The 21,329-nt window shown below is 51.4% G+C and carries 18 protein-coding genes and 1 pseudogene; 16 read left to right on the forward strand and 3 right to left on the reverse strand.

The genetic code is table 11. The features are described from left to right. The 8 genes and pseudogenes from AB7U36_RS04455 to AB7U36_RS04490 form a co-directional block, all read left to right on the forward strand. A pseudogene (locus tag AB7U36_RS04455) lies at positions 1 to 296 on the forward strand (S-methyl-5-thioribose-1-phosphate isomerase); the annotation flags it as partial. Between the two features lie 26 nt (positions 297 to 322). Then, positions 323 to 802 carry an Lrp/AsnC family transcriptional regulator gene (locus AB7U36_RS04460; protein ID WP_428158608.1) on the forward strand — a complete coding sequence of 160 codons (480 nt, stop codon included), beginning with the start codon at positions 323 to 325 and terminating at the stop codon, positions 800 to 802. Continuing rightward, the gene (locus tag AB7U36_RS04465) at positions 792 to 2,138 is read left to right on the forward strand and encodes a B12-binding domain-containing radical SAM protein (RefSeq protein WP_428158609.1); all 1,347 of its coding nucleotides are present in this window, start codon (positions 792 to 794) and stop codon (positions 2,136 to 2,138) included. The genes AB7U36_RS04460 and AB7U36_RS04465 overlap by 11 nt, the downstream gene beginning before the upstream one ends. A 42-nt stretch (positions 2,139 to 2,180) precedes the next feature. Continuing rightward, a complete protein-coding gene (locus AB7U36_RS04470) occupies positions 2,181 to 2,627 on the forward strand; it encodes a DUF1178 family protein (protein WP_428158610.1) in 447 nt (148 codons plus the stop codon). A 187-nt stretch (positions 2,628 to 2,814) separates the two neighbouring features. Further along, positions 2,815 to 3,744, forward strand: a complete 930-nt coding sequence (locus tag AB7U36_RS04475) for a metal ABC transporter solute-binding protein, Zn/Mn family (protein WP_428158611.1) — start codon at positions 2,815 to 2,817, stop codon at positions 3,742 to 3,744. 38 nt (positions 3,745 to 3,782) lie between these two features. Further along, positions 3,783 to 4,553: a metal ABC transporter ATP-binding protein gene (locus AB7U36_RS04480; RefSeq protein WP_428158612.1), complete on the forward strand. Its 771-nt coding sequence runs from the start codon at positions 3,783 to 3,785 to the stop codon at positions 4,551 to 4,553. Beyond that, on the forward strand, positions 4,540 to 5,382 hold the full coding sequence (locus tag AB7U36_RS04485; RefSeq protein WP_428158613.1) for a metal ABC transporter permease: 843 nt from the start codon (positions 4,540 to 4,542) through the stop codon (positions 5,380 to 5,382). The genes AB7U36_RS04480 and AB7U36_RS04485 overlap by 14 nt, the downstream gene beginning before the upstream one ends. A gap of 4 nt (positions 5,383 to 5,386) precedes the next feature. Then, the gene (locus tag AB7U36_RS04490; protein ID WP_428158614.1) at positions 5,387 to 5,824 is read left to right on the forward strand and encodes a Fur family transcriptional regulator; all 438 of its coding nucleotides are present in this window, start codon (positions 5,387 to 5,389) and stop codon (positions 5,822 to 5,824) included. A gap of 30 nt (positions 5,825 to 5,854) precedes the next feature. On the opposite strand, the gene AB7U36_RS04495 is transcribed toward AB7U36_RS04490, so the two are convergent. After that, the gene (locus tag AB7U36_RS04495) at positions 5,855 to 6,484 is read right to left on the reverse strand and encodes a 5' nucleotidase, NT5C type (protein WP_428158615.1); all 630 of its coding nucleotides are present in this window, start codon (positions 6,482 to 6,484) and stop codon (positions 5,855 to 5,857) included. A 155-nt stretch (positions 6,485 to 6,639) separates the two neighbouring features. Between AB7U36_RS04495 and AB7U36_RS04500 the strand changes: the two genes are divergently transcribed. The 8 genes from AB7U36_RS04500 to AB7U36_RS04535 all read left to right on the forward strand — a co-directional run bounded on the left by AB7U36_RS04500 (position 6,640) and on the right by AB7U36_RS04535 (position 17,797). Continuing rightward, positions 6,640 to 8,085, forward strand: a complete 1,446-nt coding sequence (locus tag AB7U36_RS04500; RefSeq protein WP_428158616.1) for an ATP-binding cassette domain-containing protein — start codon at positions 6,640 to 6,642, stop codon at positions 8,083 to 8,085. Positions 8,086 to 8,237: 152 nt separating this feature from the next. Beyond that, the gene (locus AB7U36_RS04505; protein ID WP_428158617.1) at positions 8,238 to 8,597 is read left to right on the forward strand and encodes a cytochrome c3 family protein; all 360 of its coding nucleotides are present in this window, start codon (positions 8,238 to 8,240) and stop codon (positions 8,595 to 8,597) included. Positions 8,598 to 8,643: 46 nt separating this feature from the next. Beyond that, a complete protein-coding gene (locus AB7U36_RS04510) occupies positions 8,644 to 9,234 on the forward strand; it encodes a hypothetical protein (RefSeq protein ID WP_428158618.1) in 591 nt (196 codons plus the stop codon). Positions 9,235 to 9,796: 562 nt separating this feature from the next. Continuing rightward, entirely contained in the window at positions 9,797 to 11,092 is a 1,296-nt protein-coding gene (locus AB7U36_RS04515; protein ID WP_428158619.1) for an ammonium transporter, read from the forward strand. A gap of 315 nt (positions 11,093 to 11,407) precedes the next feature. Further along, positions 11,408 to 12,010 (forward strand): TetR/AcrR family transcriptional regulator, encoded by a 603-nt coding sequence (locus tag AB7U36_RS04520; RefSeq protein WP_428158620.1) that lies wholly within the window; start codon positions 11,408 to 11,410, stop codon positions 12,008 to 12,010. Continuing rightward, on the forward strand, positions 12,007 to 13,191 hold the full coding sequence (locus AB7U36_RS04525) for an efflux RND transporter periplasmic adaptor subunit (protein WP_428158621.1): 1,185 nt from the start codon (positions 12,007 to 12,009) through the stop codon (positions 13,189 to 13,191). The genes AB7U36_RS04520 and AB7U36_RS04525 overlap by 4 nt, the downstream gene beginning before the upstream one ends. A 31-nt stretch (positions 13,192 to 13,222) precedes the next feature. Then, positions 13,223 to 16,351, forward strand: a complete 3,129-nt coding sequence (locus tag AB7U36_RS04530) for an efflux RND transporter permease subunit (protein ID WP_428158622.1) — start codon at positions 13,223 to 13,225, stop codon at positions 16,349 to 16,351. A 3-nt stretch (positions 16,352 to 16,354) separates the two neighbouring features. Further along, entirely contained in the window at positions 16,355 to 17,797 is a 1,443-nt protein-coding gene (locus AB7U36_RS04535; protein ID WP_428158623.1) for an efflux transporter outer membrane subunit, read from the forward strand. A 19-nt stretch (positions 17,798 to 17,816) separates the two neighbouring features. Here the strand turns inward: AB7U36_RS04535 and AB7U36_RS04540 are convergent, their stop codons facing one another. After that, the gene (locus AB7U36_RS04540) at positions 17,817 to 19,526 is read right to left on the reverse strand and encodes a hypothetical protein (protein ID WP_428158624.1); all 1,710 of its coding nucleotides are present in this window, start codon (positions 19,524 to 19,526) and stop codon (positions 17,817 to 17,819) included. Between the two features lie 162 nt (positions 19,527 to 19,688). Further along, the gene (locus tag AB7U36_RS04545) at positions 19,689 to 21,269 is read right to left on the reverse strand and encodes an acetyl-CoA hydrolase/transferase C-terminal domain-containing protein (RefSeq protein WP_428158625.1); all 1,581 of its coding nucleotides are present in this window, start codon (positions 21,267 to 21,269) and stop codon (positions 19,689 to 19,691) included. Positions 21,270 to 21,329: the final 60 nt, after the last annotated feature.

Consider the following 21,329-nt stretch of genomic DNA (forward strand, 5'->3'; position numbering starts at 1 on the left):
TTTATGTGGCGCTTCCCTCATCCACCTTTGACTGGACCATCACCGACGGGATAAAAGACATTCCCATTGAAGAGCGGGCTCCGGACGAGATTAAATACGTGCAAGGGGTTTGCGATGGAAAGATTTTATCTGTTCTGGTGCCGCCGGAAAACAGCCCGGCAGCCAACCACGCCTTTGACGTGACCCCGGCCCGTCTTGTGACCGGATTCATCACCGAGCGCGGCATCTGCGGTGCCGGTGAAGATGAGATTATGGCATTGTTCCCTGAAAAAAAACCAGATAAAAAAACTAGATAAAAAAACAGGCTTTTGGAAAAAAGTGTATGACAACATCCCTCACAGATCTGGAAAAAAAAGTGATTTCACTGCTGCAGACCGATATCCCGGTCTGCAAACGCCCCTATCTTGTCATGGCCGAACAGATCGGAATTTCAGAAGAAAAATTTCTTGAAGTGCTGTCCGGTCTCCATGACAAAAATATGATCAGGCGGTTCGGTGCCACACTCAAACATCAGAAATCAGGATTCAAGGCCAATGCCATGGTGGCCTGGAAAGTACCTGAAGAGCGGGTGGAAGAAGTGGGAAAGATCATGGCATCCTTCCATGAGATCACCCATTGCTACCGGAGAAATCCATCGCCCGGGTGGGATAAGAATCTGTACACCATGGTGCACGGGGCATCCGAAGACGAATGCTTTGCCATTGCGGCAAAAGTCTCCGAAGCCACAGGTGAAAAAGATTATACCCTGCTGTTTTCCCGGCGGGAGCTGAAAAAAACCTCCATGCAGTATTTTGAAAGCTGACCCACCCCACATTCTTTGCGTCAACCCCTGGGTCCACGATTTTGCCGCCTTTGATTTCTGGGCCCGGCCCCTCGGACTTTTCACCATTGCCGCCATCCTGCGGCAGAACCGCGTGCGGGTCTCATTTGTGGACTGCATGAACCGGTTTCATCCCCGGAAAACAAAACGTGTCAAGGTGTATTGGGACGGCAGAGGCCCCTTTGACAAAACCCGGATACCTTTACCCCGAGCCCTTGAAACTCACCTGGGAGGCGCTAATGGAAATTTTACCCGGTACGGGGCGTCAAAGGCGTGGATTGAACAGGATCTTCTGGCAATGGACCGGCCAGATCTGATTCTGGTCACCTCGCTCATGACCTATTGGGCCACGGGCGTGGCTGAAACCATTGCCCTGCTCAAAACGATTTTTCCCGGCGTGCCCGTGGTGCTGGGCGGGATTTACGCAACTCTTTGTGAAACCCATGCCCGAAAATTTTCCGGGGCAGACCAGGTGATCACCGGCCCGGCCGAACCCGTCCTTGCAGACCTGGTTGAAACGTACACCGGATTTACCCTGAATCAGATACCTGACCCGGCAGACCTTGACACCACACCCTTTGCAGCCCTGGATTTCCAGGACGCCATGGCCTATGCCCCGATTCTGACCTCCCGGGGGTGTCCTTTTTCCTGCGAATACTGCGCTTCGTCCTTTCTTGAACCACGGCTGCGGCGGCGCTCCCCGGAAAATGTTTTTCAGGAGATCTGTCATTGGCACACCACGTTTCAGGTGAAAAATTTTGCCTTTTACGATGATGCGCTTCTGATCAATCCTGAAAAATACGCGTTTCCCCTGCTTGAACGCATCATTGATAAAAAAATGGACATCTTTTTCCACACCCCCAATGCCCTGCACATAAAAGAGATCTCGGCAAAAGCAGCTGGTCTGATGTTAAAAGCCGGGTTTAAAACCATCCGCCTGGGGCTTGAAACCGCTGATTTTTCAATTCATCGCCACGACATTAAGGTTAAACAGAATGAATTTCTTACGGCCGTGGACCACCTGCGCACGGCAGGATTTGCAAAGGATCAGCTGGGCGCTTACCTTTTATGCGGGCTGCCCGGCCAGAACCTTGATGAGGTGGAAGGGTCCATCACCCTGGTGAAACGCCTGGGACTCACCCCGGTTCTGGCCTATTACACCCCCATTCCCCATACCGCCATGTGGGCGGATGCTGTAAAAAACGCCCGCTTTGATATCACGGCCCATCCGGTGCTGACCAACAACAGTCTGTTTCCCTGTGTGCGTTCACAACAGGATCTGGATCGCATTTCCCAATTGAAAAAGATGGTGAAATGACATATATCCCACTAATTTATTGGAAATATAATTTGATAACATATGATAGTATTTGATCTGGAATGCATTAACGGCCATGTTTTTGAAGGCTGGTTTGATGACCGGGACGATCTTAACCGGCAGCAGGCCCAGGGCCTTCTGCAATGCCCGGTATGTGACAGTTTCTCTGTAAGTCCCAAGCTGTCTGCCGTGGCCATCCGAAGATCTGCGTCCCCAGGTCCTGCCGGTTCAGATCAAAAGATGGCGTCCCAGGCCCAACTGGACGTCATGGCCGAGTTTGCCGAAAAGATGACCCAGTACGTTGAAAACAACTACGAAAATGTAGGCTCATCCTTTGCCAAGCAAGCTTTGGAAATGCATTACGGTGTCAAGGATTTCAAACAGATCCGGGGAACCACCACCAGGGAAGAGGAAAAGACCCTGGAAAAGGAAGGGGTCCCGGTAGTTAAACTTCCCACCTTTAATAAAGACAATGAAGACCTCAATTAATCAGCAATTCTTCATGCTCTTCATGGTAAAATATAAGGCTCGCAGTCAGCATACAGAATCCACTGTATTTTTATGAAAAAATAAAACCTCCTTGCCTTTTTTGTAAAATGCAATAAAGTTGCATTGATGTGTTATTCATGATTCCACCCGATATAACGATAAAAAATCCATTTAAAAGGAGTCTGACATGAAAGGGTTTGTTAAATTTTTTATAGTTATTTCAATCATCGCTATGGTCCATGGACCGGCCTGGGCTAAACCGCCGGTCTCCGTGTTTGTCAGCATCGTGCCCCAGCAATATTTTGTGCAACAAATTGGCAAGGATAAAGTGGCTGTTTCCGTAATGGTCCAGCCCGGGGCAAGCCCGGCCACATATGAGCCAAAACCCGCACAAATGGCCAAACTATCCGGAACCCGCCTCTATTTTTCCATTGGCGTGCCCTTTGAAACGTTCTGGCTGGACAAAATTGCATCTGCAAGTCCGGATATGACCATTGTCCACACAGATAAAGGCATAGAAAAACAGCCCATGGGTGCGCACCATCACGAGGGGGAAGACCAGGCAGATCACCATGATGACAAGGCCCGGACAGAAGAGGACCATGACCACGGGAATGATCATGGCCATGCCGGTCTGGACCCCCATATCTGGCTCTCCCCCAGACTGGTCAAGATCCAGGCCGGCCACATCCTTGGGGCACTTACCGCTGCAGATCCTGAAAATAAGGATTTCTACACAGCCAATTATAATGCCTTTATCAAGGAGATTGATCTCCTTGACCAGGATCTTTCGCAGATGTTAAAGGATAACGCTGGCATGCAGTTTATGGTCTTTCATCCGTCATGGGGGTATTTTGCCCGGGATTACAACCTGAAAATGATTCCCATTGAAATAGAAGGCAAGGACCCGAAGCCGGCAACATTGCAGGCACTGATCCGGCATGCCAGGGACCAAAGAATCAAAGTGATTTTTGTCCAGCCCCAGTTTTCAACCAAAAGTGCAGAACTTGTGGCCAAGGAGATCAACGGCCAGGTTATACCGGCCAACCCCCTGGCGCCGGACTGGCTGGATAATATGAAAAAAATGGCTGAACAGTTCAAGGAGGCCCTGAAATAGTCGAGATTTTAGAAAAAGCCCTGGTCACGGTTGAAGATGTGGATTTTTCATACAATGGAGAGCCTGTTCTTTCCGGCATCAATCTGACCATCCGGGAACATGATTTCATGGCTGTTATCGGCCCCAACGGCGGGGGAAAATCCACCCTGCTCCGGCTGATCCTGGGTCTGCTTAAGCCTGATAAAGGTAAAATCCGGGTGTTAGGGGAGCGTCCCGGCAAGCATAGCCAGGCCCTGGGATATGTGCCCCAGAACGTTCATATCAATGACCATTTTCCCATTACCGCCCTGGATGTGGTACTCATGGGGTGTCTTGGCACGGGAGGGCGTTTCGGGCAGTCCAGGCGGACCCGAAAAGAGTGTGAAAAAGATGGGCTATCCACCCTGGCGCGCCTGGGCATGGCCGACCATGTCCGCAAAAAGATCGGGGAGCTTTCCGGGGGACAGCGCCAACGGGTATTCATTGCCCGGTCCCTGATGACCCAACCGCGCCTGTTGTTTCTTGACGAACCCACGGCCAGCATCGACTCAAGGGGCCAGGCGGATTTTTTAAATCTGCTTGAAACCCTGAATAAGGATGTGGCCATTGTGGTGGTCACCCATGACCTGTTTGCCGTGTCCGGTTATGTCAAATCCGTGGCCTGTGTGAACCATGGGCTGCATTACCACTCCCATGAGGAGATTAAAGGACAGATGCTTGAAACCATGTATGCCTGCTCGGTGGAAGATGTGTGCCGGGTCCAGGTGCTGACCCAGGTCCTGCCCGGGGCAGGGCATAAAAGCGCAGGGGGTGCCAATGGAAATCCTTAAGTACGAATTCATGCGCCATGCCCTGGCCGCAGGACTTCTGACCAGCATTATCTGCGGCATCATGGGCACCCTGGTGGTGGTGAACCGCATTGTGTTCCTCTCCGGGGGCATTGCCCACGCCGCCTATGGCGGGATCGGCATGGCATTTTATTTTAATTGGCCGGTGATTCCTTCCACCATGGGGTTTTCCCTGGGTGCTTCCCTGGTCATGGCAGCAGTTACCCTGAACAACAGGCAACGGGCCGATACGGTCATTGGTGTAATCTGGGCCGTGGGCATGGCATTCGGCATTATTCTGGTGGACCTGACCCCGGGGTATAATGTGGATCTGATGAGTTATCTTTTCGGCAGCATTCTCACCGTGCCCGGATCAGACCTGATCATCATGGGAATCATCGGTGCCCTGATTCTTCTCCTGGTTGTCTTTTTTTATAAGGAACTTATGGCGGTTTCCTATGACGAGGAATTTGCGGGTCTGCGGGGGCTCCCGGTGCGCGGAATTTACTTTTCACTGATAGCCATGCTCGGACTTACCGTGGTCATGGTGATCCAGGTGGTGGGACTGATCATGGTGATTGCGCTGCTCACCATCCCGCCGTTCATGATGGAAAAATATGCCCGGTCCCTGGGGACCATGATGGCCGGTTCAAGCTTGCTGGGGGCCTGTTTCACCCTGGCAGGACTATATCTGTCCTACCGGTTTGACCTGACCTCGGGGGCGGCCATCATCATGGTGGCCGGTACTCTATTCCTGGTCTCCCTGGGTGTTGAAAAGATCCGGGGCTTTATACCCAGAACGGTTCGGCGTGCCGGAGAGCTAAAAAGGTAACATCATGTGTATTCACTGTGATTACAGGCAACTGCTCAAAGATGGGGGGGTGACGCCTACCCCTAACCGGCTGCGGGTACTGGAAATCATCGGCAGTAACAATTTTCCTTTGTCTGCGGCAGATATCCACGAAACCCTGGAAAGATCCGCCTCCATCAACCGGGTAACCGTATACCGTATACTGGATCTGCTGGTGGAAAAACAGGTCGTGGCCCGGATCGCCACCGGTGGCCGGGCTGCCTACTACGGCATGGCCCCCAATGCCCAGCACCAGGCCCACCCTCATTTTTACTGCACCCAGTGCGGGCGCATGGACTGCCTGACCCCCGAAACTGTGAACATTGATTTCCATGACTTTGAGAATACCTTTCCGGGCCGCATAGACAAAGTTGAAATGCGCCTGGACGGCATCTGCAGAAACTGCCTTAAAAAGAAGGCGTAATCCTGCCTTAATGCGGGATTCTTAAATAATTCACTCGTTTTCTTCAAGTACCATTTCTTTGACCAAGGGGTGAACTTCTTTCCAGGACGCGCACCGAATCAGGTTTTCATGTATGATGCACTCCCGGTTCCAGGGCCGGTGGATCAATGCCGTGGGCACATCCATGTCCCGGGCCAGGAACATGGCCATGTCCGGGGAATCTTCCACGGCCAGATCGTAATCCATCATGGATAACTCCTCTTTTGAGATGACCAGGGACATGTCGTTTCCGGGACGGTTGTACTTATCCACCATGAGGAATCCCCTGAAAGGCACATCATGCATTGCAAGCCAGGCCAGGGTAGCTTCCTGGGCCGAGGTGGGACGCCCCGTTACAATATCAATGACGTGCCCCATATCAGCCCAGGCTTTCAGGGTCTGAACCGCCCCTGCCACCGGCTTAAATCCCAGAAGAAAATCAGGCTGATGAACCAGGTCAAAAAAATATTGAAACTCATTATCCGTCAACTGAAAACAAAATTTCAAATCAAAACCGGTCAGGTCTTCAAAAGACACGGTCTTACCGAATTCCTGGGCCACAACAGCCGGATAGGTTTCTGTGGTTCTGGATACGACATCATCCACATCCACATATATGGTTTTGGGCTGAAAATCGTTCATCTGTCTGTCCTCTCCTATTGTGCATTCAACACGATATTCTCTTCCATCGGAGGCTTTTACCAGAATATCAGGCATTTTGCAAAACCAATTGTTCAAATACAGTCAAAGGTAATTTCAAGCTTGCTGAAATGCCATGAACCTGGTTGAATACGGCCATGAAACTTACAAATGTAAAAATTCCTGATTTAAAGATCCCTTTGTTTGAAGCGACACCCGGTCAGTTCTGGTGTATTCTGGGCCGGAACAGATCCGGCATTGACACCTTTTTCAACCTGTTGTCCCCGGGCCATTGGAAAATCCAGGACGCTGAAATCCGCCTGCCCAAGGATATGGGAATATTTTCCTTTGCCGGGCAGCAGGCGGTATTTGAACAGGAACTCAAAAATGACGACACCGATTTCATGGATCGTCTGGATCCGGGCACGTCGGCCCGGGCCTTTATCCATGATCCGGATCAACATGCAGACATGATCCGGGCCTTTGCCATGGATCATGTCCTGGACCAGGGCTATCGGCAGCTATCCACGGGCCAGACAAGAAAACTGCTGCTGCTGTCCCGGATCTCCTCGGGCAGCCGGTGGCTGTTGATCCAGTCCCCCTTTGACGGCCTGGACAAGGCAGGGTGCAGCCAGCTTGATCTGGCACTGGATCATTGCAGGAGTTGCGGGATGGGGATTCTGGTTTTTGTTTATGATCCCGGGGATATTCCCCTAAGTGCCACCCATATTGCGGTTATTGAAAATGGAACCATGACACGTTCAGGATCCCGGCAGGAAATATTACCCAGGCTTTTTGACTTACAGGGACAGGCAAACTTTTCAGCAAACGTGACGGATCTGAAGCTTGCAGAAACCGCTTTTTCCAAAGGTGTTGCATCCGGGGAAACGCCGCATTCCAAAGAACTGATCAGACTTGAAGACGGACATGCGGGGTATTCGGGCAAATCTGTTTTTTCACACCTTAACCTGTGCATGTCCCCGGGCGACCATACCTTGGTGTCAGGCCCCAATGGCTGCGGCAAATCAACCCTGCTGCAAGTGATCACAGGCGACCATCCGGCCTGCTACCGGAACCGGTTGTGGCTGTTCGGCACTCGCCGGGGCACCGGGGAGTCCATCTGGGAGCTGAAAAAAAGGATGGGCATTGTCAGCACGGAGCTTCACCGCAACTACCGGGTTTCCGGCAGCGTCCTGGACTGTGTGCTATCCGGTCTTTATGACTCCATTGGCCTGTACCGGCGGCCAGGACCTGAAGACAAAAAAAAGGCCCTGGCCTGGCTGGAACGCATCAGCCTGTCAGATAAAGCAGAATTTGCTTTCCGCACCCTTTCCTATGCAGACCAGCGGCTGGCGCTCATTGCCCGTGCCCTGATAAAACTGCCCGGTCTTCTGGTCCTGGACGAACCCACCCACGGGCTGGATCGGACAAACCGCAATGCTGTTCTGGACTTCTTAAGCCAGGTGGCAGCAGAAAAGTTAAGCACCATTTTATACGTCAGCCACAGGGAGGATGAATTCAGGGATTTTTTTGTCTCTCACATACGCATGGAAAATGAGCCACCCTCAGGGATCAAGGGCTTTTGCCAGCCACATGGTCAATGACGGACAATTTGTTTAAAACACAGAGTAAAGTCAAGTATCCAACAGATGCTCAGAAGTTTCACGAAATCACCTTTTCTTGTCTTTTCCCGAACATCTGTGGTAATAATTTTATCAGGTTTTTTAATCCGGTAACCTTAAAAAGGACGAAAAAAATGAACAAAAAAGTGATCGCAACCTGTCTTGCCGCCTGTTTTATCGTTGCAGGCCTGTCATTGATCCCGGTATCCGGCATAATGGCCCAGGACAACGGCCGCCCTGAACTGATCCTGAACGGCCGCAGCAAGGGACCTGTTCCATTTAAACATCAGCTTCACCAGACCATTGTTAAGGACTGCGCCGTCTGTCACAAGGATTTTGAAAAAAAAACGGGCGCTTTGGATGAGGCAAAGAACGCAGGAACCCTTAAAGCAAAACAGGTGATGACTAAAACCTGTATTGCCTGCCATAAAGCAAAAAAGAATGCCGGGGAAAAATCCGGCCCCACCAGCAGTTGCAGCGCCTGCCACTCCTGAAAGGGTTGCCGGACATACCACCCCAGCCCTTAAAGGAGAGTGATTAATGAAATCCATAAAAAAACCCAGAAAACTTTTCATTATTATGCTGACAGGTCTTTTAGCCCTTTGTTCTACTGTTCCGGCGTTTGCGGATTCATACACCAGTGCGATTGATGTGTTTAAGAAGGCCGAGGCGGTCCAGCCCTTTTTTAACAGCTGCTATGGATATGCGGTATTTCCCACAGTGGGCAAGGGCGGCATTTTTGTCGGAGGGGCCTATGGCAACGGCCGGGTTTATCAGGCCGGTCGGATTACCGGTACCGCCACCATTGTCAAAATAACTGTTGGTTTCCAGCTGGGCGGGCAGGCTTTTTCCGAAATCGTCTTTTTCCAGGACAAGCGGGCCTATGATGAATTTACCAAAGGGTCATATGAATTTGATGCATCGGTTTCAGCCGTAGCGGTCACTGCAGGGGCCCAGGCCAAGGCCGGCAGTGACGGCGGCACCGCCGGGGCCAGTGCCGGGCCGGCCACAGGCGTTCAGGCAGAAACCGGGTATTATAAAGGTATGGCTGTATTTATTCACGCCAAAGGCGGGCTGATGTATGAAGCTGCTATTGGCGGGCAGAGATTTGACGTAGCACTTTTTAAATAGTGTTTGGACGGCTCAATAGAGGAGAATGCCTGTGTAAAAAAAGATAAATAAATCCATATATAAAAACAGTCCAGCCCAAGTGATAACCTATTCATCACTTGGGCTGTACTGTTTTATTCTCTACCCCGCCATACCAAATTGGGCCAGGCGCTTAATAACTGCCGGCGGCTGATCAACATGCTCAATGTCTACCCAGGCGCGCCGGATCTGATACAAAATTACAATCATGTAATTTCAAATTAAACCCATTTCCCTGGGATCTAAAATCAACCCCATATTTAGCCTGGATTTAGAGATGACCAGCGATACTTAAGGTGCTCCAGGATAAAACAACATTTTTGTATCCTGTTTTGGTTTTTAATGTTACATTATTGTAAATCAAAAAATTTCTATTTATCAATGCGATTCATCGTGCAACATTTTACCCTATTTTTCTCCTTGTAATTTCAAGATATTGCCCATGTGAGATCAAGCGGTAGAACACATCTGGTATAGCATTTGCTAAATATTTAAAGACAAATTTATTGATTAGCTATCTTTATTAACCCGAGAAGAGGAAAATATGATGTTCAGACACTGTGTACTCACCATTGGCTTGCTCCTGTTAAATGTATGCCCGGCCCTGGCCGGAGAAGGTAGCATTGATACCGGAAACACCGCATGGGTAACCATGTCCACGGCCCTTGTCATGATGATGACGCCGGCTGGCCTGACCCTGTTCTACGGTGGTCTGTCACGGTACAAAAACCTGCTGAACACCATTGCCATGACGGTTGTGGCCTATTGTCTGGCATCGGTGGTCTGGGTGGCCTGGGGATATTCACTGGCCTTTGGAAAAAGCGACTCTCTTTTCATCGGTAATCTGAATCATCTGTTTTTATCCGGCATTGACATTCATTCGGTATCCGGCTCCATTCCCACCCTGATTTTTGTTCTGTTCCAGATGACCTTTGCCTGCATTTCCGTTGCCATTGTTCTGGGTTCTGTGGTGGACAGAATGAAATTTTCCTCCTGGATACTGTTCACCATCCTGTGGATCACATTTGTTTATACACCCGTATGCAACTGGGCATGGGGCGGGGGATGGATGCATCACATCGGGGCCCTGGATTTTGCCGGCGGCAATGTTGTTCACATCAATGCCGGTGTATCAGGCCTGGTACTGGCCCTGGTCTTAGGCAAACGCAATGGCTACGGTAAGGAACCCATGATCCCTTCCTCAGTTGCGTTTACTGCCCTGGGAGCAGGGCTTCTGTGGTTTGGCTGGTTTGGATTCAATGCAGGCAGTGAACTGGCAGCCGACGGCGTGGCAGCATCCGCATTCATGGTCACCAACACGGCAGCATCCATTGCAGGACTTGCCTGGTTGTTCACTGAGTGGAAGATATCAGGAAAGCCAACGGTTCTCGGACTTGCCTCCGGCGCGGTTGCCGGGCTGGTGGGTATCACACCGGCAGCAGGATTTGTCTCCCTTGGCGGCGGATTTGCCATTGGCGCAGTGGCCGGCGTTTTAGGATATGTGGGCGTAGCCGTAATCAAGCAGAAGCTTGGGTATGACGACTCCCTTGACGCCTTCGGCATCCATGGGCTTTGCGGCATCTGGGGTGCCCTGGCCACGGGTCTTTTTGCTACACCCACAGTTACACAAGGGGCTGTTGGCCTTTTTTACGGCAATGCAAAACAATTGGGCATCCAGCTTCTTTCCGTCATCGGCACCGCAGCCTTTGCAGCCATTGCCACGCTGATCGTCATCTATATCACCAAAACACTTACCGGCGGAATCAGGGTAACCCCGGACCAGGAACTATCCGGTCTTGATAATGCCATCCACGGTGAACGCGGTTTCGAAATTGAATAAAATTGAATAGGACCACGGGTAAACCGTAACATCGTCCCAAGTACCTGTCCCCAATGTCCTGACGCCCCGGATCGTTTTTTCCGGGGCTTTTAAAAGCTCACCGCCACCCCGCCTCACTGACAATCTATTATATCATCGCGGACTTCGTGTTCTTGCAGGGTTAAAAAACACCCTTGACAGAAACTGGTGTCATTCTTATTATACGCGAAAGTCATTTTCTGACTATCTGGTCATTTTGTTAGACACTATGGTCAGAAAATGCTTTTGCTTTTCCCCACAGGAACGAGACCGGGTACAAACCCAAGGAAATATCAAATGAATTCGTCCACCAGAAGAAAAGAGATGATGAACCGTCTGCTCAAGGATCAGGTGGTAAAAACAGTGCTGGCAATGATCCAGGAAGGAACGCCCGTTACCATGGATAAGGTGGCGGACAGGTGCGGCGTGTCCAAAGGAACCTTGTACAACTATTTTAAAAACAAAACAGACCTGCTGAACACGGTCCATGAAACTGTGATCATTCCCATTAAAAAGGAATTATGCAAAATATTTGAAAAAAACATCCCGCCCATGGAAAAAATATACGCATTCGTGGATAATGTATTTAATTTCCAGAAGGAATACCCACTTTATTTTAAATTTATCCAGAGCCAGCGTTCGGCAGCCGATGCCGTTACAGAGCGCATGTACACCACCATCATCCCCCTGGTCAATGTTTGCCGGGAGGGCATTCGGTCAGGGCAGTTCACGGATGTGGACCCCTATGTGATGGCTGCCATGATCTTCGGTACGGTGGTGGGGCCTTTGGAGTCCCTGTCATACCGGGAGGAACCAGTTCAGGATCTGGAAAAAGTCAAACAGGAAATAGTCCGCTTTCTGGACAAAAGTATACTTAAGGAACAGGAGAGATCGTTATGAAGCGTTTTTTGCTTGGTTTTGTCACGGCCGTACTCATTGGTGGTGGATTCTTGTATTTTTCAGGACAGCTTTCCCTGCCCTGGGCAGGGGAACAAAAAGATCAGGCCCCGGCTTTGGCCCCGCAGGCATCTGCCCAGGCCGGTCCGCCGGTTGAGGTGGCCGTTTATACGGTCAGGCCCCAGGAAGTGGTATTCACCAAAGATCTGGCCGGCAGAACCTCTGCATACCAGGTGGCTGAAATTCGCCCCCAGGTAACAGGCATCATCCTTAAAAGGATGTTTACCCAGGGCAGTTTGGTTACAAAAGGGCAGCAGCTTTATCAAATTGATCCCTCCACTTACAAGGCCGAATATGAATCCGCATCCGCCAGCCTGGTTCGTGCCCAGGCTGACGTCAAGGCGGTGGAACCCAAGCTTGCCCGGTACAGCCGCCTGGTGAAAGTGGGCGGCGTCAGCCGCCAGGTGTATGACGATACCGTGGCAGCCCTGGCCCAGGCCCAGGCCGACGTGGCTGTTGCCAAGGCAAATCTGGCCACCGCTAAAATCAATCTGGACTACACCAAGGTTTTTTCTCCCATTTCCGGACGCATCGGCAAGTCATCGGTGACCGAAGGCGCTCTTGTTACGGCCAATCAAACGACGGCCCTGGCTGTTGTCCAGAATCTGGACCAGATTTATGTGGACGTAAACCAGTCCAGCGAAGAATTACTGGCCCTGAAAAAAGGGCTGAACAATCCTGAGGCAAACTCCATGGTCAGCCTATTCATTGGCAAGGACGGCACCCCTTATGACCGTGAAGGAAAACTTTTGTTCTCTGATGTCACGGTAGACCAGAGTACCGGCATGGTTCAGCTTCGCGTGCTGTTTCCTAATCCGGACAATGACCTTCTACCGGGACTTTTTGTCCGGGCCCGGGTGGAACAGTCCCGCCAAGAGAAGGCTGTCGTGGTTCCCCAGCAGTCAGTTGTCCGCAATGCAGATGCCTCTGTCTCCGTATGGATGGTGGACAAGGACAACATCGTCAAGTACCGGAGCATAAGCGTGTTCCAGGTGGTTAAAGACCAGTGGGTGGTCTCCTCGGGCCTGGCTCCCGGAGACCGGGTGGTGGTGGAAGGCATCCAGAAGATCAGCCCCCAGGCCAAGGTCACGACCATAGAATACAAAGCATCCGCCAACTCCTGAGAACAGGATAAAATGACAGCAGGATAAACACATGTCTCGTTTTTTTATAAATCGACCCATATTTGCATGGGTTATCGCCATCGTCATCATGCTGGCCGGTATTTTTGCCGTCATGACGCTTCCGGTGGAGCAGTACCCGAGTATTGCTCCGCCCAGTATTTCCATTCAAACCGACTATCCCGGCGCCTCGGCCCAGGTGCTTGAGGACAGTGTGACCCAGGTCATTGAGCAGGCTCTCACCGGTATTGATCATTTAAGATATTTCTCATCTTCCAGTGACTCCTCGGGCCAGCTTGAAATCACCCTGACCTTTGAACCGGAAGCAGACCCTGACATTGCCCAGGTCCAGGTCCAGAACAAAATTTCCAAAGTGGAAAGCCTTCTGCCCCAGGAAGTTCAGCAGCAGGGCATCACTGTCGAAAAGGCCACAAAGAGCTATCTTCTGCTTGCAGGTATGTATTCCGAAGACGGTAAGATGAGCGACGGTGATATTGCCGACTATCTCCAGTCCAACATGGCGGATCCTGTTGCACGTGTTCAGGGGGTGGGCGATCTCACAGTCTTTGGTTCCCAGCATTCCATGCGCATCTGGCTCAATCCTGAAAAACTCAATGCCTTCAACCTCATGCCCTCGGATGTCATTGCCGCCATCCAGGCCCGGAACGCCGACGTCTCCTCGGGCCAGCTCGGCGGAAGCCCCGCCGTTGAAGGGCAGCAGCTTAACGCGGTTGTGACAGCCCAGTCCAAACTTAAAACCATGGAGGACTTCAACAAAATACTGGTCAAGGTGAATACGGACGGCGCCCAGATCCGGGTCAAGGATGTGGGCCGGGTGGAACTGGGGTCGGAAGATTACGGGAACACAACCCGTTTCAATGGGAAACCGGCCTGCGCCATGGCCATCAGCCTTGCAACGGGTGCCAATGCCCTGGATACGGCCCAGCGGATCAAGGACAAGGTCACAGAACTTTCCACTTTTATGCCCAAGGGCCTTAAAATCGTATATCCTTATGACACCACGCCCTTTGTCCGACTCTCCATCCAGGAGGTAATCAAAACCCTGATCGAGGCCATTTTTCTGGTCTTCTTCATCATGTACCTGTTTCTGCAGAACTTCCGTGCAACGCTGATTCCCACCATTGCGGTGCCCGTGGTCCTTCTGGGCACCTTTGGCACTCTCTCCGCATTTGGATTCAGCATCAACGTATTGTCCATGTTTGCAATGGTCCTGGCCATCGGCCTTCTGGTGGATGATGCCATTGTCGTGGTGGAGAACGTGGAGCGTGTCATGTCTGAAACAGGGCTGCCGCCCAGAGAAGCTACCCGGCAGTCCATGGATCAGATCACAGGAGCCCTTGTGGGTATTGCCATGGTGCTTTCGGCGGTATTCATTCCCATGGCGTTTTTCTCCGGCTCCACCGGTGCTATCTACCGCCAGTTTTCCCTGACCCTGGTATCGGCCATGGGCCTTTCGGTTCTGGTGGCCCTGGTCCTGACCCCGGCCCTTTGTTCCACGATGCTCAAACCCGTGGAAAAAGGTCACCACGAAAACAAAAAGGGCTTTTTCGGCTGGTTCAACAAGGGGTTTGATCTCACCAAGGCCACCTACCGGTCCAGCGTCAAATATGCCGCCACCCGGATTTTCCGGTTTCTGATCATATACGCCATGATTGTTGTCGCCCTGGTATGGATATTCAAGGGAATTCCCACAGGCTTTCTGCCCGACGAAGACCAGGGTACGATGATGACCATGATTTCAGCACCTCCCGGTGCCACCATGGAGCGCACCCAGCAGTCCATTGAAAAGGCCGAAAACTATTATCTGAATCAGGAATCTGAAAATGTGAAAAGTCTGTTCACCGTTGTGGGCTTCAGCTTTGCCGGCCGGGGCCAGAACATGGGTATGGGCTTTTTGAACCTCAGGGACTGGGAAGAACGCCATCGTCCCGACCAGAAGGCGGCAGCCATTGCAAACCGGGCCATGGAACGTCTTTACAGCGTCAAGGATGCCTCCATCTACGCATTTATTCCGCCAGCCATCATGGAGATGGGTAATGCCACGGGGTTTGACTTTGTGCTGGTGGACAGAGGCGGCTTAGGCCATGCAGCGCTCATGAATGCCAGAAATCAGATGCTGGGTATGGCGGCTCAGAACTCCAAACTGGTCGGTGTCCGGCCCAACGGCCTGTCTGATGTACCCCAGTACGCCCTGCACATTGATTATGAAAAGGCCGAAGCCCTCGGGGTCACCACAGCCAATATCACCAATGTGCTGCAGACTGCCTGGGGGTCATCCTACGTCAATGACTTTATGGACGGATCCCGTCTGAAAAAGGTTTATATCCAGGGTGATGCCCCTTCCAGAATGCTGCCCGAAGATATTAACCGGTGGCATGTACGCAACAGCCAGGGGAAAATGGTGCCGTTTTCTTCCTTCTCATATGGTGATTGGTCCTACGGCTCCCCCAAGCTGGAGCGTTACAACGGCACCTCATCCGTGGAGATATTAGGGGCTCCGGCCCCAGGTGCCAGCTCCGGCGAGGCCATGGATATTATCGAAGACCTGGCCCAAAACCTTCCCCAGGGTATTGCCCTGGAGTGGACAGGGATCTCCTATGAAGAACGCATGGCCGGTTCCCAGACCGGTTTGCTGTACTCGGTGTCACTGCTGTTCGTATTCCTGTGCCTGGCAGCCCTTTACGAATCCTGGTCCATCCCGTTTTCCGTCATGCTGGTGGTGCCTTTGGGGATCATTGGATCCGTGGTTGCCACAAAATGGGCAGGCTTAAGCAATGACGTCTATTTTCAAATTGCACTGCTGACCACGGTGGGTCTTGCGGCCAAAAACGCCATTCTTATTGTGGAATTTGCCAAGAGCCTTTACGAGGGCGGTATGGGGCTGATTCAATCTGCCCTGTCCGCTGCCGAACTTCGGCTCCGCCCGATTCTGATGACCTCCTTTGCGTTTATCCTGGGCGTGACGCCGCTGGCTATTTCCGACGGTGCGGGTTCTGCCAGCCAGAATGCCATCGGTATCGGCGTTATCGGCGGCATGGTGGCAGCCACATCCCTGGCCATTATCTTTGTTCCCCTCTTTTTCATCCTCATTGAAAGGGGCAGTGAAAAGAAAAAACAGACCGAAAACGGTCAAGGAGAATGATTCATGCCAAATACAATGATTACGGCAGCCGTTGCCGGCTTACTGCTGATTACCGCCGGCTGTTCCTTTATCCCCGAATACAGGCAGCCGGAAATGCCGGTGGCTGACACATGGCCTGACGAGGATCCCAAAGCAGATCCAGGGCCTGGTCAGGCCGCAGCCGACATTGCCTTCCAGGATTATTTTACATCCCGGACCCTGCAGCAGATCATTGCCATGGCCCTGGAAAACAACCGGGATCTGAAGGTGGCTTTGCTCAATATTGAACAGGCAAAGGCTGCCTACCGGATCAAAAAGTCCGATGAGCTGCCTGTAATTTCAGGCAGCACGGGCTTAAGCCGCCAGGGTATCCCCGAAGACAGCAGTAGTTTTGGGAAACAATATACTGCGGATACATCCATGAGTGCGGGACTGGGCATCACGGCCTATGAACTTGATTTTTTCGGCCGGGTCAAAAGCCTGAGCCAAAGCGCTCTTGAGACATATCTTGCCACCCGGGAAGCTGCATCAAGCACCCGCATTGCCCTGGTGGCCCAGACCGCAGACGCCTTTGTCAACCTTCTGGCCCAAAGAAAGCTGCAGCAGCTTGCCCAGGAGACATACAAGGCCCAGAAATCCACCTATGATGTGATCAAAAACCAGTATGATGCGGGGTCCACAGACCAGCTTGCCCTGGCCCAGGCCGCCACATCCACAGAGAGCGCCAGAGCCTCCATTTACCAGTACAAACGGCTGGCTGCCCAGGCGGAAAACGCCCTGGTGTACCTTGCGGGTCCCGGGGTGTATGATCTTATCAAGGCGCCTGAAACCCCTGAATGTATTGATGACATCGGATTTCTGACCCAACTGCCGGCGGGGCTCCCTTCCGGGATTCTTCTGGCCAGGCCGGATATCCAGGCAGCCGAGCATCAGTTGAAGGCGGCCAACGCAGACATTGGTGCGGCCCGGGCAGCCATGTACCCCACCATCAGCCTGACCGGTTCCCTCGGGTTTGCCAGCCAGGGCCTTTCCTATTTGTTTGATCCGTCCAGAAGCCTTTCCTGGGGCTTTTCTCCCAGTGTCACCATTCCCATCTTCAATCGGGAAGGACTCAAGGCCAGTCTGGATGCCGCAACCGTTGGAGAAAAAATTGCGGCAGCCCAGTATGAAGGCGCCATTCAGACCGCGTTCAGGGAAGTGGCAGACCAGCTGGCGGCACGCAAACACTACAAGGATGAGCTGGATGCCCAGAATGCATTGGTATCTGCCACCCGGGACGCGTATCATCTGTCCAAGGCAAGGTATGACAACGGCATAGATAATTTCCTCACGGTTCTGGATTCCCAGCGTTCGCTTTTCAGCGCGGAACAGGGAGCCATTGCCCTGAAACAGGCTTACCTGAGCAACCTGATTAACCTTTACAAGGTCATGGGCGGAGGAAAAATGGATATGTCAAACGCCAATTAAATTGTATAAAAGCAATGGATCAAGCCTCCTGGTGAACCGTAACCTGGGGAAAGGGAATATCCCAGTTGTACTGGGAGGCTGCATCAACACACCATCTTTGTATGCTTCGTTTCAGGCGGTTGTACACGGGTGCCTGGCTGCCTTTGAAATCAGTAATAACCACAAGATCCAGGGAAGAGGCCCCGGCTTCGGCAAATTCCACCCTCAGGTTCAGCAGGTCCTGGGCATATCCTTCTTCTTCAATCTTCTTTTGGATAAAGTCTGATAGGAGTTCGGGAATCTTTGCCGTGGCGTCTTGCTGGTGGCGGTAACCAATGCCGAAAGGCACTTTAAGCCTGAAATTTACAGAGAGGTTCAGGGGCGACATGGCCAGGAAATCAGCCGTCTGATAGGTCTTTTTCGCGCCGCCCCTCAACACCAGTTCCACGGTTTCATGGCTCAAACGGGTCACGCCGCCCCGGGTCCCGTCGGAAAGGATCACCCAGTCATTTTTCCGGCAGGGGAACCAGGGTTCATGGGGGTCAAATTCCCTGGATGTTTTGCCAATGAGTTCCGTGATGGGTATCCTCAGCGTAATGCCCAAATCAGGATTTTCCAGCAAGGTATAAAAATTGATATGTTTAACCCGCCAGGGAACACCCTGGTACATCATGCGTTCTCCCTCCCTGACCGCACCGATGTTGAGCATCAGTTTGCTTTTGTCCATGTACATGGGTAAGGTGTACTTGGCCGTCCACACCACCCCCATAATAAAGATAATGGTCAGGGAGAGCAGGACCCAGTCCTCCACAAAATAAAAAACCGCAATGACCGCCAGCACCGTCAGTATAACCGTCATACCCCGGTACACCAGTTCAAGTGCCCGTATATGAAAGGGTCGGTACACCAGTTTGTATCCGGGCACAAGGCGGATCAGGGTCTGGTAGAGGCATTTGATGAACAGCACCACACAGATGCAGGTCAAAATGGCCAGAAACAGGTACAATCCCCGGGTTCTGAAAAATCTTTTAACAGAGTCCTGGGTGCTGTCAAGGACCGATTTCTCCTGCCGCTCAATTTCGTCGAGTTTAAGCTGGACCAGGTCCTCCTTGTTTTTTATCTGGCTTTCAAGGCTTTTGTACTCGGGCAGAATATTTTTAAGGGCAGATACCAGTGCACGGTCTTTGGCCTGGCTGATTAAAGACTCAATACGGGTTCTGGCTTTGATTGCCACGGGAAGCAACTCATGGTAACTGGCCAGTTCATCATTGAGTTTTGATTTATGCCTGGCTTTGACCGTGAGCCGCTTAAGCTCCATAATTCCGGGTTCGGCCAGGGAGAGCAGTTCGTCCTTCCAGTCAAACCGCTCTTTTTTCTTGTTCACAAACTGACCAATTTCAACACCTGTGGCAGTCATTTCAAAATCGGTCACCGCATCCGCCATCTGCTTGTCCAGTTCGGCAAGCTCTTGGGTGAAATATTGTTTTTCGGTTTCGGAACTGGCCTTTCCCATGGCCTGTTTCTTTTCATCCATACGCTGTTTTAGCGTTGTTTTGCTTCTGACAATGGACTTGAGAATTTCAAGGGTATTCTGCTGGGCTTCAGCTTCCGATGCTGACGGGTCATCACTCTTTGCTTCGGTCTGGGCAGCAGCTCCGGGCACCGAAGATGCTGCCTGCTTCTCCTGGCTGATTGCGATACAGGGCAACAGAATCAATGCGGTAATGATAAGTGACAGGTATGTTTTCATAAGCGTTTACTCCGGTCCAATGTGGCTTTGTTGGATCTTTAACATTCTGAACTCGAAAAAAAAAGGGGAACCTGTTAAGGCTCCCCTGAATGTATATTCTGCAGCAGGCACCTGGGAAAGCGTCAGCCTTCGATGGTGCCGATTTAACCGTGTTCCGGCTAACTAAACGATTTCCGGTACGTCCCAGTTGTCAATTTTCATTGTGCCGTTTTTCGCAAGATTCATCTGCATTTTAAAGCATCTGTCAAAGAGCTGGGGCTCATGACCGATACCTTTTGCAAGCGTGGCCTTAGACGCGATGTCAAGGTATTCCTGCATGATATCTTTATATTCGGGGTGTACACATTTGTCGATGATGGTCTGGGCTCTCTCTTTCGGCGCGAGACCGCGAAGGTCTGCAAGTCCCTGATCTGTAACGACAACGTCAAGGTCGTGCTCTGTGTGGTCAATATGGGGCGCTTTGGGAACAACACATGTGATGCCTGTCGGATCTGTTTTTGTCGGCCGGACAGACGGACAGTGCATCATTTTCAAGAAACCGTTTCTGAGGAAGTCACCGGAACCGCCAATACCGTTAATCATTCTTGTACCACCGACAAGTGTTGAGTTGGCATGGGCGTAAATGTCAAACTCAACAGGTGTGTTCATAGAGATAACTCCGAGACGGCGGACCGCCTCCGGCGCATTGGAAACGGAAAGCGGACGAAGAACGATCTTGTCTGCGTAAAAATCCTTGTTTGCAAGGAAACGCGGGAAACCCTCTTTCTCGGAAAGGGAAAGTGAGCATGAAGACGCGGCATCAAGTTTGCCGGAGTCAAACAGGTCAAGCATGGTATCCTGAAGCACTTCCGTGTAAACGGTAAGGTGTTCGAAAGGTCCTTTGGCAAGACCGCCCACAACAGCATTGGCGATGGAGCCCACACCGGACTGGAGTGGAAGTAAATTTTCAGGAAGACGTCCGGCTTTCACTTCAGCACCAAAGAAATCAATGATGTGGCCTGCAATGGCTTCGGATGTCGCATCAATTTCCGTAAAAGCGCGGCCTTTGTCGGGATATTTTGACTCTACAACGGCAATAACCTTTTCAGGGTCACACGCGATGGACGTTGAACCTATGCGGCTGTCTGCTTTTGTAATGTTGAAAACCTGTCTGTTGGGCGGGGTTCCCGGCATGAAAAGGTCATGCATGCCTTCGAATGAAGGCTGCCCTGTATTAACCTCAAGGATAATTTTATCACAAACCATTAGGATTTCAGGGATTACACCACAAGAGGCCGTGGGGACAATGCTTCCGTCTTCTTTAATACAGGAGACTTCAAGGATGGCAAGGTCAAGCCTGCCGGAGTCCGTATCTTTTGTATAGAAACCGTAACCAAGGTCCTGGGCGAAGAGGGAAAGGTGTTTGTCACCCATTCTGATGCGGCCGGTGTTGATGCCTCTAGCGATGTTTTTGCCTGTCTGGTACGGCCATCTTCTGTCGATCATATCAAGGGTAGCCCATCTGTCTTCTGTTTCCGCACCGACAGATGCCCCGATGAAGAGGTTGAACCGCCATTTGCCCTGGAGGCTGTTGGCTTCAACATAGTCAGCCAGCGCTATGGGCACGGCTTTCGGGTAACCGGCAGGTGTGAAACCTGACCAGCCAAGGTTCATTCCAGGTTTAAAAAACTGGATTGTCTCTTCAGCCTTCATCACTTTTTTAAGAAGGCTCTTACATTCCACACGCGTCTCAAGTTCAGACATATACTCCTCCATTTAGTATTTCAGCAGTCACTTAAACGGAGGGTTTTCTAAAACATAATT

The organism is Desulfobacter sp. (assembly GCF_050177295.1).